At 41.0% G+C, this 14,384-nt stretch carries 13 protein-coding genes; 9 read left to right on the top strand and 4 right to left on the bottom strand.

What is annotated here, in order from left to right:
* Positions 1 to 26 precede the first annotated feature (26 nt).
* Positions 27 to 983 carry an ABC transporter permease gene (locus AC2SLO_RS03870; protein WP_486543338.1) on the bottom strand — a complete coding sequence of 319 codons (957 nt, stop codon included), beginning with the start codon at positions 981 to 983 and terminating at the stop codon, positions 27 to 29.
* A gap of 212 nt (positions 984 to 1,195) precedes the next feature.
* Here AC2SLO_RS03870 and AC2SLO_RS03865 point away from each other — a divergent pair, with 212 nt between their 5' ends.
* Positions 1,196 to 2,158: an AraC family transcriptional regulator gene (locus tag AC2SLO_RS03865; RefSeq protein WP_486543336.1), complete on the top strand. Its 963-nt coding sequence runs from the start codon at positions 1,196 to 1,198 to the stop codon at positions 2,156 to 2,158.
* Here the strand turns inward: AC2SLO_RS03865 and AC2SLO_RS03860 are convergent.
* On the bottom strand, positions 2,151 to 2,432 hold the full coding sequence (locus AC2SLO_RS03860; protein ID WP_486543334.1) for a DUF503 domain-containing protein: 282 nt from the start codon (positions 2,430 to 2,432) through the stop codon (positions 2,151 to 2,153). The genes AC2SLO_RS03865 and AC2SLO_RS03860 overlap by 8 nt on opposite strands.
* A 317-nt stretch (positions 2,433 to 2,749) precedes the next feature.
* On the opposite strand from AC2SLO_RS03860, the gene AC2SLO_RS03855 reads away from it, so the two are divergent.
* The 5 genes from AC2SLO_RS03855 to AC2SLO_RS03835 all read left to right on the top strand — a co-directional run bounded on the left by AC2SLO_RS03855 (position 2,750) and on the right by AC2SLO_RS03835 (position 8,129).
* Positions 2,750 to 3,754 carry a DUF368 domain-containing protein gene (locus AC2SLO_RS03855; RefSeq protein WP_486543332.1) on the top strand — a complete coding sequence of 335 codons (1,005 nt, stop codon included), beginning with the start codon at positions 2,750 to 2,752 and terminating at the stop codon, positions 3,752 to 3,754.
* A 193-nt stretch (positions 3,755 to 3,947) separates the two neighbouring features.
* On the top strand, positions 3,948 to 4,736 hold the full coding sequence (locus AC2SLO_RS03850) for a threonine/serine exporter family protein (RefSeq protein ID WP_486543330.1): 789 nt from the start codon (positions 3,948 to 3,950) through the stop codon (positions 4,734 to 4,736).
* Position 4,737: 1 nt separating this feature from the next.
* Positions 4,738 to 5,190, top strand: a complete 453-nt coding sequence (locus AC2SLO_RS03845) for a threonine/serine exporter family protein (RefSeq protein ID WP_486543328.1) — start codon at positions 4,738 to 4,740, stop codon at positions 5,188 to 5,190.
* 264 nt (positions 5,191 to 5,454) lie between these two features.
* A complete protein-coding gene (gene gorA, locus AC2SLO_RS03840) occupies positions 5,455 to 6,810 on the top strand; it encodes a glutathione-disulfide reductase (protein ID WP_486543326.1) in 1,356 nt (451 codons plus the stop codon).
* A 245-nt stretch (positions 6,811 to 7,055) separates the two neighbouring features.
* Positions 7,056 to 8,129: a hypothetical protein gene (locus AC2SLO_RS03835; RefSeq protein ID WP_486543324.1), complete on the top strand. Its 1,074-nt coding sequence runs from the start codon at positions 7,056 to 7,058 to the stop codon at positions 8,127 to 8,129.
* Positions 8,130 to 8,495: 366 nt separating this feature from the next.
* On the opposite strand, the gene smpB is transcribed toward AC2SLO_RS03835, so the two are convergent.
* Positions 8,496 to 8,972 carry an SsrA-binding protein SmpB gene (gene smpB, locus AC2SLO_RS03830; RefSeq protein ID WP_486543322.1) on the bottom strand — a complete coding sequence of 159 codons (477 nt, stop codon included), beginning with the start codon at positions 8,970 to 8,972 and terminating at the stop codon, positions 8,496 to 8,498.
* 342 nt (positions 8,973 to 9,314) lie between these two features.
* On the opposite strand from smpB, the gene coaD reads away from it, so the two are divergent.
* Both coaD and AC2SLO_RS03820 read left to right on the top strand, forming a co-directional pair.
* A complete protein-coding gene (gene coaD / locus AC2SLO_RS03825) occupies positions 9,315 to 9,824 on the top strand; it encodes a pantetheine-phosphate adenylyltransferase (RefSeq protein ID WP_486543320.1) in 510 nt (169 codons plus the stop codon).
* A gap of 112 nt (positions 9,825 to 9,936) precedes the next feature.
* Positions 9,937 to 10,188, top strand: coding sequence for a YfhL family 4Fe-4S dicluster ferredoxin (locus tag AC2SLO_RS03820; protein ID WP_486543318.1), 252 nt, complete (start codon positions 9,937 to 9,939; stop codon positions 10,186 to 10,188).
* 116 nt (positions 10,189 to 10,304) lie between these two features.
* On the opposite strand, the gene AC2SLO_RS03815 is transcribed toward AC2SLO_RS03820, so the two are convergent.
* Entirely contained in the window at positions 10,305 to 10,859 is a 555-nt protein-coding gene (locus AC2SLO_RS03815; RefSeq protein ID WP_486543316.1) for a hypothetical protein, read from the bottom strand.
* An 892-nt stretch (positions 10,860 to 11,751) separates the two neighbouring features.
* Here AC2SLO_RS03815 and AC2SLO_RS03810 point away from each other — a divergent pair.
* The gene (locus AC2SLO_RS03810) at positions 11,752 to 14,217 is read left to right on the top strand and encodes a YgiQ family radical SAM protein (RefSeq protein ID WP_486543314.1); all 2,466 of its coding nucleotides are present in this window, start codon (positions 11,752 to 11,754) and stop codon (positions 14,215 to 14,217) included.
* The last annotated feature ends 167 nt before the right edge of the window (positions 14,218 to 14,384 follow it).

Here is a 14,384-nt window from a genome sequence, read left to right as displayed (position 1 = left end):
GCTCCATAACCTTCATAAACGTGTTGTTATACTCGGCTAGTTCGTCTTAAACCCCTTAAAATTAGGACTAAAAACAAAATCCCACCAATAGCACCTGCGGTCAGCCCAATGGGTACTTCAAAGGGATATATAACGAGGCGTCCGAAAATATCGCAAACTAACAATAAACAAGCACCACCTAAAGCAACTATCGGTAAAGTGTTCGCTAAGTTATCGCCATATTTTAAAGCTACTAAATTTGGTATTACTAAACCGATAAAGGGAATAGCGCCAACAATAATGACGGTCGTCGCTACTGTTAAAGAAACTAACATTAATCCCAAGGCGACCATTGCTCCGTAAGCCAAACCTAAGTTTTTTGCCATATCTTCCCCCATACCTACAACGGTAAAGCGGTGTGCATATAGATAGGTAATTGCAATAATAGGTATGACCAGATATATCAGCTCATAATGACCTTGTACTACTTTAGAAAAGTCTCCTAACAGCCAGCCCTGCATACTTTGTAAAATATTATGTTTATAGGCATAAAATTCAGCGATAGCGTTTAACACACTGCCATACATCAAACCTATTACTGGTATGAGTACTGCGCTTTTAAACTGAATACGTCTGATAAATAAGACAAATAGCACACTAGCAACGACGCTAAAGAGTAGTGCAAACAAAATTTTTGCAAATATACCGATATCTGAGACAACAGTTAATGAAACCAAAACTCCAAGTTTGGCAGCATCTAATCCACCTGATGTTGCTGGCTCAACAAATTTATTACGTACTATGTGTTGCAAAATAACACCACTAATAGCCAAGCCAATACCCGTTAGGGTTAATGCTATCACTCGAGGAATGCGGCTAGCTGTTAAGGTTAGCCATGTATCATCTGATAATATCCATAACCCATGCCAAATTATCGGATTAGAACCAATAATGAGCGAAAAAAAGCACAAAATAAGAAAGATATAAACTAATCTTAGTGTCATTAATTTCGAACTTCTTTATAAAGCTGATAAGTAGGCTTATAACTAATGGACTCAACAATGAATCTTTAGTTATAAATGAGAATGATAATTATCCACAATATAATTTATAATGATGTCTAAATCGGGAAAAACTTGCTTTAGAAAACGGGAGTTTTGCAAGTAATCATTGCTATTGATGTTATGAATATAGATTTGAAGCAGAGTGAGGATGGATGTTACCAATATATGAGGCGCTTAAATGGCAGAGTTCTACCGTTGACAACGTTAAGATTGACACAGTTGAAGGGCAGATAAATGCTTTAAGAGAAATACATCCTATTAAACCAGGGTTTCGATTGGTACGTGAAAAAATAAAAACCACAACCCCTTTACACTATCTTGAACTTGAAACAACAGATTATATTGGGGTGTGTTTTGTTTTTGCAGATAGTCATACAGATATTAATGATCTTGCGTATAAACAGCTATATCACGATAACCTGAATATCACTAATGGATTCCGCTTTTCAGAGCAGACATTGCGGGTTACTGGTCAGCACCTATATTATGTCAGCTTGCAATTTGATGATGATTTTGTGAATCAATTAGCAGAAAAGCAAAAACTACCATATTGGTTATCTCATTTAATTAAATATCCTGATGATCAAATTTTGGATAAAGTAGAAATCCCATCCCAGATAAGACAGTTAGCGTGGCAGACCTGTCGTCTACCTAAAACTCGACAGTTTAGCGATACCCTTCAGATGCAAGCTAGCGCACTTCAGTGGCTTGGCTCAATATTAGATCTGGATCAAACTACCAATGATAAATCAAATTTTGCGACAGAGTCAGTGTTTGATGAGCAAAATCGTGCTAAAAAGTTTGTCGCCGATACTTGTGACATTATTCAAAAACAATATTCTCAGCCATTGACCATAAAATCACTCGCTACTCAAGTTGGTACTAACGAGTGTTATCTTAAGCAGTATTTTAAATCCTATATGGGTAGTAGCATTCATGATTACCTGACACAATATCGATTGGATAAAGCCAAAACTATGCTAACCAATTACCCCACACTTAAAGTTAGAGTAATTGCTGAGTTATGTGGTTATCATGCGACTCACTTTAGTCAATTATTTAAAAATACTTATGGACTTACACCTTCCCAGTATCGTGAAAAAATATTTAAATAAACTCCCGTCTCACATCCATAATCCGTGCCTCAACCACACGCTGAATCTTGTCTTCAATCTGACTAAATTCGGATTCAATCTCACGCTTGTTTAGCCCTACCACCACAAACGTCCATTCACTGGCATCATGACGGTTACGCTCACCGCTTTCACACACCGCTACCGCAGGATTGCGCCCAAAACGCTCATGCAATCCGCCCATACGCATCCGCTTTTCTTTTAATGAACCACAACCAGGAAGTGAGAAAGTCAGGGTTAAAATTCCGATTGGCATAGTTGTCTCCCAAAATATTAAATTTACTACTGTATCCTAGCTTATTTCATACTCAGCCACACAATCCAATATGATTTGTAGATAAAATTTCTGTGAACTGTAATCATTAGTTACTAACCAAATCTAACCAGTTGTAAAAAAATTTGGCTAATTGCTTATCAATAGCACGCTTAAGTATTTATAGAAAGGCTATTGTTGATAGAATGGCCTTTTTTGTTATCCAGATGGGTTAAAATAGCCGTTTAGTAAAGTGTCTTTCGCTTTGCTCTCAAAATTTATATACTCTTTTTTTATCTCTTATCTTGCAAGGAATGTCTATGACGACATCACACTCACCCAGACCGCCTCATCAAGAATCGTCATCACAACCGCATAACCCCGATGTTCAGACTAGCCCAGACAACAGCCCCAAAAATCTAGCTGCCACCTATGTCAAGGGTATGGCGATGGGCGCTGCAGACATCGTACCCGGTGTGTCCGGTGGTACCATTGCATTGATTGCCGGTATTTATGAGCGCCTTATTAATGCGCTGGGCAGTATTGGTCCAAGCTTATGGCATGTGTTTCGTGAGCATGGCGGATTAAAAGGCTTAATGGCGATTTGGCGTGAAGTCGATGCGACGTTCTTATTGGTGTTGATGTTAGGTATCGTCACCAGCTTTGCCACATTAGCGGGCATGATTAAATACCTGTTGGACAATCAGCCCCTATTTATCTGGTCGTTCTTCTTTGGCCTAGTAATGACCACCGTAGTCATTTTGCTGGCCGAGATTAAGCAGTGGAATATAACCCGCGGCGCCTTATTTATCTTCGGTATCGTCGCTGCTGTCGGTGTTAGTAATATGCCGATACTGAGCACGGAGCCTAGCCTTCCTTATATCTTCTTTGCTGGCGCGATTGCTATTTGTGCGATGATTTTACCTGGAATATCAGGCTCCTTTATATTACTGCTGCTTGGTGTTTACGATGCGGTATTAGAGGCAGTGCATAACTTTAATCTACCTGTCATTGTCACCCTGATGGCCGGCATGGTCACGGGACTATTGCTATTTACCCGCGCATTAAAATGGTTATTAGCACGTTATTATCAAGGCACATTGGCCTTGTTAACTGGCTTTATCGCAGGCTCTTTGGTCAAGGTCTGGCCTTGGAAAGTCGATGCGTTAGGCGCGTTAAATACTGAGGCTGTACACAATGTGGCACCATGGAACTATCCTGCCGGCGCGCAGTGGTTCACCACTATTGGTTTAATGATTTTAGGTGCGGTATTGGTATCAGCATTGTCGTGGTGGGGACAGCGTACCAACGCGAAAAGGTCATAATTCACCTCTAAATTGCCCTATAACACCTGCGCTTAAATACAGAGATTTATAGCTAGCAAACAAAAAGCCATTTCTAAATAATAGGAATGGCTTTTTTGATGTAAACAGTGCTATTTTACTTTGCTTTTAGACCCCAATTTGCATGACAATACATATAACAATCGCTCGCAAACCTATAGAATCAAAGACCATCATGACTCAAATCACCTACACTCAGCAGCAACTTACTACCCGACTATGCGTGCGCTGCGGATTATTACTCATGCAATATGGCGCTGAGTCAGCCGTCGTGGTGGATTTATCAAAGCGTCTGGGACTGGCTCTTGGCATGGACAGCGTCGAGTGTGCGCTGAACTTTAATGCCATCACCTTGACCACTATCTACAATGAGCGCTGCATTACCACCACTCGCGATACGATTAACCAAAGTATTAACGTTAATTTATTGGTGCAGATTCAGCAAATCGTCAATAAGACCGAAGAGACGCCCTGTAGTGGCGAGTTGGTGGTAACGACCTCACGTGCGCTTGATGAGCTTGATAAGACGGTCTACCCGACGTGGCTCGTAGCCATATTCGTTGGCTTATCTTGTGCAACTTTTGCTTATCTAAATGGCGGCGGATGGATGATTTCGGTAGTGACCTTTATGGCTGGCATGGTAGCGATGTTCACCCGTATCTTCCTGTCAAATCATCATTTTAATCCGTTTATTACGGTCATCGTAACTGCCTTTATCGCCTCATTAATCGGTGCGACTACTTATTATCTAGATATTGGTCATAATGCCGATATTGCTGTGGCCTCAAGCGTGCTACTACTGGTGCCTAGCTTCCCTTTGATTAACTCGTTATCTGATATTTTAAAGGGCTATGTCAATATCGGTATTGGACGTGCAGTCTTTACCTATATGTTGACATTGTCATCGTGCGTGGGTATTGTCATCGCGCTGATTCTACTTCAAATTCAGCATTGGGGGTTTTGATATGTGGCTTATTGAAAGTGCAATACTCGCCTGTATTATCACCCTAGGTTGGACGCTAATGTTTACTGTGCCCAAACGCTATATTTTGCCTTGTTTGTTAATGACGGCGTTTGGGTTTGGCTTAAAGACTGCACTGGTTCATGAAAATGTTCATTTGGTCGTTGCAAGCTTCTGCGGTGCGATGTTATCGAGCTTCTTGGGCGTTTATTTTTCCAAAAAATATACCTTGCCACCCAAGGCGCTTATCTCGCCTAGCGTTATCTGTATGATGCCAGGTATCGCCGCTTATAAAGCCATGGTCAGCATGGTGCAAATTGGCTATTTTGGTTTCTCAGATGCGTTATTTAGCCAGATGATGATTTATCTGTTTGAAGCGCTGTTTGTCACTTCAGGCTTGGTATTAGGTATCTCTATTCCAGGACTGCTATTCTATCGCCGCCGGCCTATTGTGTAATAACCGAACCTGTTCTAGTGACATGTCAAAGCTGAAGCAGATAATATATCAAAGGTATTGTTTTGGTTAAGGATAAGCAATTCAAGTAAACACCAGGCTCAATAACCTTTACAATTAATCCATCTGATAAGCGGTTTTTGATTTACTCTACTTCTAGACGCTTGCAAACATTGTTAATCTAATATCATTCGCTAAACTACGGCATTATTTGCTATCGAGATAAGCGACATCATTTTTTTGATCACAAATAAAAAAGGACTCATTATGAGCAGACACTATGACTATATCGCCATTGGCGGCGGTAGCGGCGGCATCGCTTCTATCAACCGAGCAGCCATGTATGGCAAAAAATGCGCCATCATCGAAGCCAATCATTTAGGTGGCACTTGCGTTAACCTCGGCTGCGTACCCAAAAAAGTCATGTGGTATGGCGCTCAAGTAGCCGAAGCCATGCACAAATACGCCCCAGATTATGGCTTTGATGTTGATGTTAAAAGCTTTGATTTTAGTAAACTGGTAGAAACACGCGAGAAGTATATTGGTAATATCCACCGCTCTTATGAGACCAACCTGGCCAAAAATAACGTCGAAGTTATCAATGGCTTTGCTAAATTTGTCGATGCCAAGACTGTTGAAGTCAATGGCGAGCACATTACAGCAGACCATATATTGATTGCAACCGGTGGTCGTCCTATTATGCCTGATGTTAAAGGTGCAGAATACGGTATTGATTCAGACGGCTTCTTTGCATTGACCGAGCAACCAAAGCGCGTAGCTATTGCTGGCGCAGGCTATATAGCCGTAGAGGTTGCCGGTGTATTACGCAGTCTAGGCTCTGAAGTTGATTTGTATGTGCGTCAACATAAGCCACTTCGCTCATTTGACCACAGCATCACTAACCTATTACTCGAAGTCTTTGAGCAAGACGGCATTCGTCTACACACTCATAGCCAAATTGAAGAAGTCACCAAAAATGATGATGACAGCTTAACTATCCGCCTAGCAGACGGCAACGAGAAAACGGTTGATTGTTTAATTTGGGCGGTAGGTCGTGAGCCTTCTACCGATACCATTAACCTAGAAGTTACTGGCGTGAAGACTAACTCAGCGGGTAAAATCAAAGTCGATAAGTTCCAAAATACCAACGTAGATGGCATCTATGCCGTTGGTGACATTATTGAAAATAGCATCGATTTAACGCCTGTGGCCATTGCTGCCGGTCGTCGTCTGTCAGAGCGCCTATTTAATAACAAGCCAAACGAGCATTTAGATTATAGCCTAGTACCAACGGTTATTTTTACACACCCGCCTATCGGGACCATTGGTCTCTCTGAAATACAGGCGATTGAGCAGTATGGCAAAGATGATATTAAATGCTACACCTCAACCTTTACCCCAATGTACAGCGCCGTTACTCAGCACCGCCAAAGATGTACCATGAAATTGGTATGTTTGGGTGAAGAAGAGAAAGTCATCGGCCTACACGGTATTGGCTTCGGTGTGGATGAGATGATTCAAGGCTTTGCAGTCGCTATTAAAATGGGCGCTACCAAAGCCGACTTCGATAACACAGTCGCTATTCACCCGACCGGTTCTGAAGAGTTTGTGACCATGCGTTAATGGTATGTAGATTCAGACGATTTATATAATTTATTAGTCAAAAGTCACTCAAATCTGAGTGGCTTTTTGCTATCTGTCTCTCTCTCTATACAACTGCTTTTGATAAAGAATGGTTAATCACTCTTTGTGATTTTAATAACATTAGCTGGTCTTATTTGATATAGTTAAAAACCTGATAATACGTTATGTATTTTTAAAAAGCCCTACCTCCGTCAATAACAAAGCCACCTAGCACAAGGCCGTTTATGAACAATCAATCACCCGAATACCGCCGCGATAATCATAACCAAACCCCAAACGATGAGCAGTCAAAAGGAAATATGATTGGCAGCTTTTTTTTAGGTATGGTGGCTACCTTATTAATTGGCGGTGGTATGTGTGTGGCTATGCTATCTGATATAGGTGGTGGTGGTAGTTATGAAGAGGAGGATATCGATGCTCAATCGCTTAGTATGCTGCAGCAAAATCAGCAACAAGCACTCAAAGCAGACAGTCCTGCCACAGATAAATGGCTCTATGCACACGTTCTAAAAAATGCTGAATTGCGGGAAGCACTAGAGCTTGATCTCAGCAAAGAGCAGGCCCTCGCTCAAGCAAAAGCACTCACTGAACAAGCCATTGCAGCAAATGAAGTCAACGCGATTTATGAGAGAGGCTTTGAGCTGATTACTCAGGCTTTTGTGCTGCCAGACTCTGATACTGATACTGATACTGATACTGATACTGATACTGATACTGATACTGTGGATAATAGTTATAGCTATCGTACTGATACTATTAATGATATCCATAAAATGGATACTGGCATTCAGCTTATCGCACAAGCTGTTGAGCAGCAATGCGACTTTCTAGTGATTGATACGACGGATAAATATGACATTATCAATGCCATAGAGTCTGGTAATGGGCTTCAATCTGAAGTGTCTTATTACCTATCAAGTATCATGGCCAATCCGGCGCTACAAGATGCCCAAATGCGTTATAAAATTATGGCGTTGTATATATATGATGAGGCTAAATGCGATGGTAGTGTTTATCAAGACCAGCTTTTTCAACGTCAAGCATTAGCGCAGACAGAGGTTTATAGTCTTGAGCATCGTGCCTTTGACTATGTATTGGCACAAGCGCTACAACTTGAATCATTACAAAAATCCATTCGCATTAATATCAATGAGGCAGATTTGCCAAAGTTTGAGCAAATAACCCAAGCAATAACTGAACAATATAAAGCGCTCTTCGATACCACGCCTCAACAAACACCTCTTCGTGAAATTGATTCAAATGACAGTCATTGGGCAAGTAACAGTCTGCTCTTTTAACTTGATATTTTTAGAATATAAGAAAGGCAGAATCTATTTATATAGATTCTGCCTTTTTGTCTTTAATGAAAGTCGAGCTTCGTTAAAGCTTATTTAATCAGACGAATATTGAAAGGCACTTTAAAGTGGTCACCGCTTGAGCATTTAACAGCACCCATAACGCAGAATGCTAAGAAACCAAGTCCCAAGATACCCATGGAAAATAACTCATATTTCTTGAGTCTTGAGAGACTACAGCAGGACCAGTAACTTTATTAACTGTACTATTTGTTTTGTTCTTAGAGCCATCTACTGAGTTTGTTGTAAATTTCTCTTCGCTTAATGCCTACCTTTTTTAATTATATTAAGCGCTATATAGAAAAGCATCTAATCCAAATGCTGTTTGAAACCGCGCTGCTGATCGCGTTCCCAATCTCTATCTTTCAGTGTCTTACGCTTATCGTGCAGCTTTTTACCTTTGGCTAAGCCGATTTTACATTTCACTAGCGAGTTTTTCCAATAGACCTCTAACGGCACACAAGCATAGCCTTTTTGATTTACCGCACCGAATAAAGTATCAATCTCTTTACGGTTTAATAGCAGCTTACGGGTACGAATGCTGTCAGGATCAACATGGGTTGAGCTCGATAACAGCGGCTGAATGTGTGCACCGAATAAGAAGGCTTCATTACCACGGAACACTACATAAGCCTCTGTGATACTCATCTTGCCAGCGCGAATTGCTTTCACTTCCCAGCCTTGCAATACCAGACCAGCTTCAAAGGTCTCTTCAATAAAATACTCATGCCGCGCTTTTTTGTTAGCGGCAATCTGATTAGACGGTTTTCTTGATTTCTTCGCCATAAATAATGTCTCATTAAAATTCAAACCGACTGGCTACGTAATATCTATATTGCCAATGGTTTGTCGTGCATGTCCCTAATCTTAAAATAGCCACAGAATAATAAAGTAGCCTTTAAGTTAGGTCGAGCCGACAGTATACCAAATTTGACCAGCTCACTTTTTCGTCGCTTTGTAAGCAAGTATAGGTCGTAAGCTTGCAACAAACAGGTTGAGATTTAGACAATATTCTCCCTGTGACTGCTAAAAAACTACCCAAACTCACCAAACACCTTGCTAATTAGCTTACCTCAATGCCTAAAATTTGTTACGATAAGCGCTTATTTTAAAGCCTATTTAATCATCATGAATAAATCGTCATCGCTGTACACAAAAGTCGTCTACCCTGGCACCTTCGACCCTATTACCAATGGTCATATTGATTTGGTTAACCGCGCCGTCAAGCTCTTTGATGAAGTGGTTATCTCTGTGGCACTTGGACATCACAAAAAACCCATGTTTAGCTTCGAAGAGCGTGTCACCTTGGTAGAAGAGGTGTTTGCCGACCTACCCCAAGTATCGGTCGTCGGCTTTGAAGGTCTCTTAGTTGACTTCATGCGTGAGCAAAAAGCGACTGCCGTATTGCGTGGACTTCGCGCCATGTCCGACTTTGAGTACGAATTTCAGTTGGCCAATATGAACCGTGAGCTTGATGATAACTTCGAAGCCGTATTCTTAACGCCTGCGCCTGAGTATTCGTTTATCTCATCGACCATGATTCGCGAAATAGCTAAGCTAAACGGTGATGTCAAAAAGTTTGTACCGAACAATGTGCAGCAAGCCTTTCATGACAAACGTGCGAATGACTGGAAATAGGCAAATATTTTAGAGATTTAGCGATAATGTATTGCTGATTTAATAGGCGTTATATAACGGCCTATTAAATCACTTTATGAGCCGTTTATTCTAAATTAACTAGGAGCATAAAATGGCCTTAATGATTACTGATGAATGCATCAATTGCGATGTGTGTGAGCCTGTTTGCCCTAATGATGCTATTTATGAAGGCGAGGATATCTACGAGATTAATCCTGACTTGTGTACTGAATGTGTTGGCCATTTTGATGAACCGCAATGTGTAGAGATTTGTCCGATTGACTGTATTCCTAATGACCCAAACCATGTCGAATCTGATAATGATTTGATGGCAAAATATAAGCGGATTACGGGGCAAGGTTAAGGTTATTAAAGGTTTATAAACCTAGCTTATTCTAAGCATCTTAAACTATCAATCAAACTAAGTAATTTCACTTCTCTAATATAGCCCCGTTAGTATTTTATTCCAGTGGTTTATAATTAATAAACCACTGCCGTTGTTAACCAAATCTTATCCTTATCACACTCATATAGATAAGGATTTTTATACTCCGAATGTGAGCCAATATCATTACCCTCAAGCTCAGTAGAATCCAAAGCACCTCCAGCAAGCGTGATCATATCTCCAACCTTAAAAGTAACTAGATTACTTTCATCGACTAAAGCTAAAGGTGCTTCAGTAAAGCTAAGCTCCTCAGTTTGAATCATAATTAAGTAATCATCTACAAAGAGGCAATCACCCCTTTTATTGATAACACCTATCATTTCATCAGTACTGACCTCTTCTCCTGGCAGTCCATCAATGTTAACTATTTTGTCCTGTTCTATAGCAGTAACGATGGTATCGTGCAATGCTTTTTGAGAATGATAGTAAGGAACCTCTGGAGATTTATTTTCATCGCCTCCCTCAGGTTGACAGGCCAATAGAGGATAACTTATAACTAAAAATAAACTAACTCTAAAATAGCCAAATATTTTTTTATATAAATTGTTGTATAAATTAAGGTTGTATAAGTTCAGATTAGGTAAGACCACGTATATCCTTAATGAATGATTTTTTAAGAGATAATGCTGAGCAGTTAAAGAGGCGGTTATAAACAACTAGCACCAAGATAGCCTTTTAAGTTTATTAAGGAAAGTAAATAGCAGCTGAATTTATCACTTCGGTTTGGCTATGCTCATCACATACGGCAAAGCAGCTAGCACCATTAATAAAGCATAAACCCCTAATCCAAAGTCATTGGCGTTATGATAGGTATAGGGCATATCCTCAAAAACCTCATACAGCAGAATGACTGTGCCCATCAAAGGAAAAAGCATAGCAATTTGAAAATGGATTAACCCCACTTTCTTAGATTTATAATCCCCTTTCAGATTTAATACCAGACTAGCTATGAGGTGTAATAGCAAGAAAGGGATAATAACCAACCAAAAAAACTGACACTAATACTCGAAGACTGCCAATTTGCATAGACCGGATTGGCTATAAATAACATTGAGCAAAGGGCGGTAAGAGGAAAAGCTTTAGACAACATATTTTAATCCACTTTATATCAAGTTATTTGTGTTAATTTTTTTATTTTCTAAAGTTAGTTTTAGGATTTTAGTTTGAATGTTTAAAATATTATGGTTTCAATTAACTTTGTTTTACTGCCATACCCTATATTCTACATCTTAATAAGTCATAAAAATAACTTTGATTATAACTGATGTAATCACACCCTAATCTATTCTTCGTTATGTAACTCATTATGAAGCTCATAATGTAACCATCATTGTACTACTACAATTAAAGCAAACAGGGCTTGGTTTATTGCCAACTTGAACCAAATTCATGGTAAAATGAGCGTTATTCTTTTTTGCCTACCCTCTGCAATACCTCTTTTATATTCTATTGTTTATTTAAATCATTACCTAGGTCATCCCCATGTCTGCTGAAACCATCGCCCGCACTGCCTTTAAACAAGGCGTGACCCCTTTATACGACTACGATAAGCACTGGGCAAGCTGCTACGAGCCTGCCCCCTTCTTGCCGATGAGCCGCGCCGAAATGGACGAGCTAGGCTGGGATGCGTGTGATGTCATTATCATCTCAGGCGATGCCTATGTCGATCACCCAAGCTTTGGCATGGCGATTATTGGTCGTTTGCTAGAAGCACAAGGCTTCCGAGTCGGTATCATTGCGCAGCCTGATTGGACCAGCAAAGATGCGTTTATGGAGCTAGGTAAGCCCGTTTATGCTTATGGCGTAACCGCCGGTAATATGGACAGTATGATTAACCGCTATACGGCCGATCGCCGTATTCGCAGTGATGATGCGTATTCACCTAATAATGCACCAGACAAACGTCCTGATCGTGCGGCAATTGTGTACAGTCAGCGCTGCCGCGAGGCTTATCCTGATGTGCCAATTCTTTTAGGTGGTATTGAAGGCAGCTTACGCCGTATCGCACATTACGATTATTGGTCAGATAAAGTACGCCGTAGTATCTTGCTCGACAGCCGTGCAGATGTACTGTTATATGGTAATGCCGAGCGTGCGATTGTCGATATTGTACATGGATTATCAAAGGGCTATACCTTTGAGCAAATGAGCGATTTGCGCGGTACCGCTTATCTATTGACGCCATCACGTCGGCACTGGAAAGCGGGCATGATTGAGATAGCAAGTAATGATGTGGACACGGTCGGTCGTGTTGACCCTATTATCAATCCGTATGTGATGACCGAAGATTTAGACAGCTGCTCTATCGAAAAAGAAAAAGGCCATTCTGAAAGTAAAGTCAGCCAAAGCTTATCAGCGATGGAGCGTCAATATAAAGGCTTTAAAGCCGAGCCTGTCGATAATAAGATTATCAATGCCGATCAAGTTAACGATGATGTGCAAGTGGTCAAAATGGTGGGGCTTGAAACCCCTGAGCCTGAGCACAGACCTAAGAACAATGCACCCAAAACAGCACGTAAGCACAAGCTAAAGCTGCCGCCTCGCGAAAAGACGGTAATTCGCTTGCCAGATTATGAGCAAGTAAAATCAGATTCCGTACTTTATGCACATGCCAACCGTATTTTGCATTTAGAGACCAACCCTGGTAACGCGCGTGCGCTGGTTCAGCGTCATGGTACCGGCGGTGGTAACTCAAGAACTGACATTGATGTATGGTTAAATCCGCCACCAATTCCATTATCAACCGAAGAGATGGATTATGTGTTTGATTTGCCCTACGCGCGTGTGCCGCATCCTAGCTATGGTGATGCCCGTATTCCGGCGTTTGATATGATTAAGTTTTCAGTCAATATCATGCGTGGCTGTTTTGGCGGCTGTACCTTCTGTTCAATCACTGAACACGAAGGCCGTATTATTCAAAACCGCTCTGAAGACTCTATCTTACGTGAAGTGGAAGCCATTCGGGATACCGCACCGAACTTTACGGGTGTGATTTCAGATTTGGGTGGCCCGACTGCCAATATGTATCGTCTCAGCTGTAAAGATGAGAATATTGAGAAGAATTGCCGTAAGCCATCTTGTGTCTATCCAGACATCTGTGAAAACCTATTAACCGATCACAGCAATCTGACCAAGCTGTATCGTAAGGCCCGTGATATTAAGGGTGTGAAGAAAATTCTAATTGCCTCTGGTCTACGCTATGACTTAGCGGTAAAAGACCCAGAATATGTCAAAGAGCTGGTGACCCATCACGTCGGTGGTTATCTAAAAATTGCGCCTGAGCATTCAGAAGAAGGCGTGTTATCGAAGATGATGAAACCGGGTATGGGCTCATATGATTTGTTCAAACAGATGTTTGAGCAGTATAGTCAGGAAGCTGGAAAAGAGCAGTATTTGATTCCCTATTTCATCGCAGCGCATCCAGGTACTACGGATGAAGATATGATGAATTTAGCATTGTGGCTCAAGCGTAATGACTTTAGAACCGATCAGGTTCAAGCCTTCTACCCAAGCCCAATGGCGACAGCGACCACTATGTACCACACCCACAAAGATCCGCTGCACAAAGTGACACGCAGCGAAGGCGATGTGGAGATTGTGAAATCAGGCAAACAGCGTAAATTGCACAAAGCATTCCTTCGTTATCATGACCCGAAAAACTGGGGTATGTTACGTGCTGCGCTTAAACGTTTGGGCCGTGAAGATTTAATTGGTACTGCACGTCACTGTTTAATTCCGCCATTTAACTCACGTTTAGAAGGTCGTGACAGTCAAGATACCTATCAATCGGCTCGTAAGAAAAACAGCCGTGTGGGTTCAGACTCAGTGAAGCGTCAGAATAACTCAGCGGGTAAGCCTGCAACCAATAAGCGCTCAAGTGGTAAGCAAATTAAAAAGGGTAATTTCCAAACTCAGCATACTGGTTTACCGCCACGCGCTACAAAATAGCAGATTAGCTATTTAGACTAAATTTGCCATAAACTTGACATAATAATTGCCTCACTGTTAACCGCAGTGGGGCTTTTGTTTATCTCAATTATATCGTCAATATAATATGCTAAACTGACGCTGACTTTGATTAACACAACATATTACCCCTCATATTTTTAAGAGTT

It is taken from the genome of Psychrobacter sp. CX14, assembly GCF_057396205.2.
Note: the sequence above shows the minus strand (reverse complement) of the source record. Positions and strands in the feature narration are given on the sequence as shown.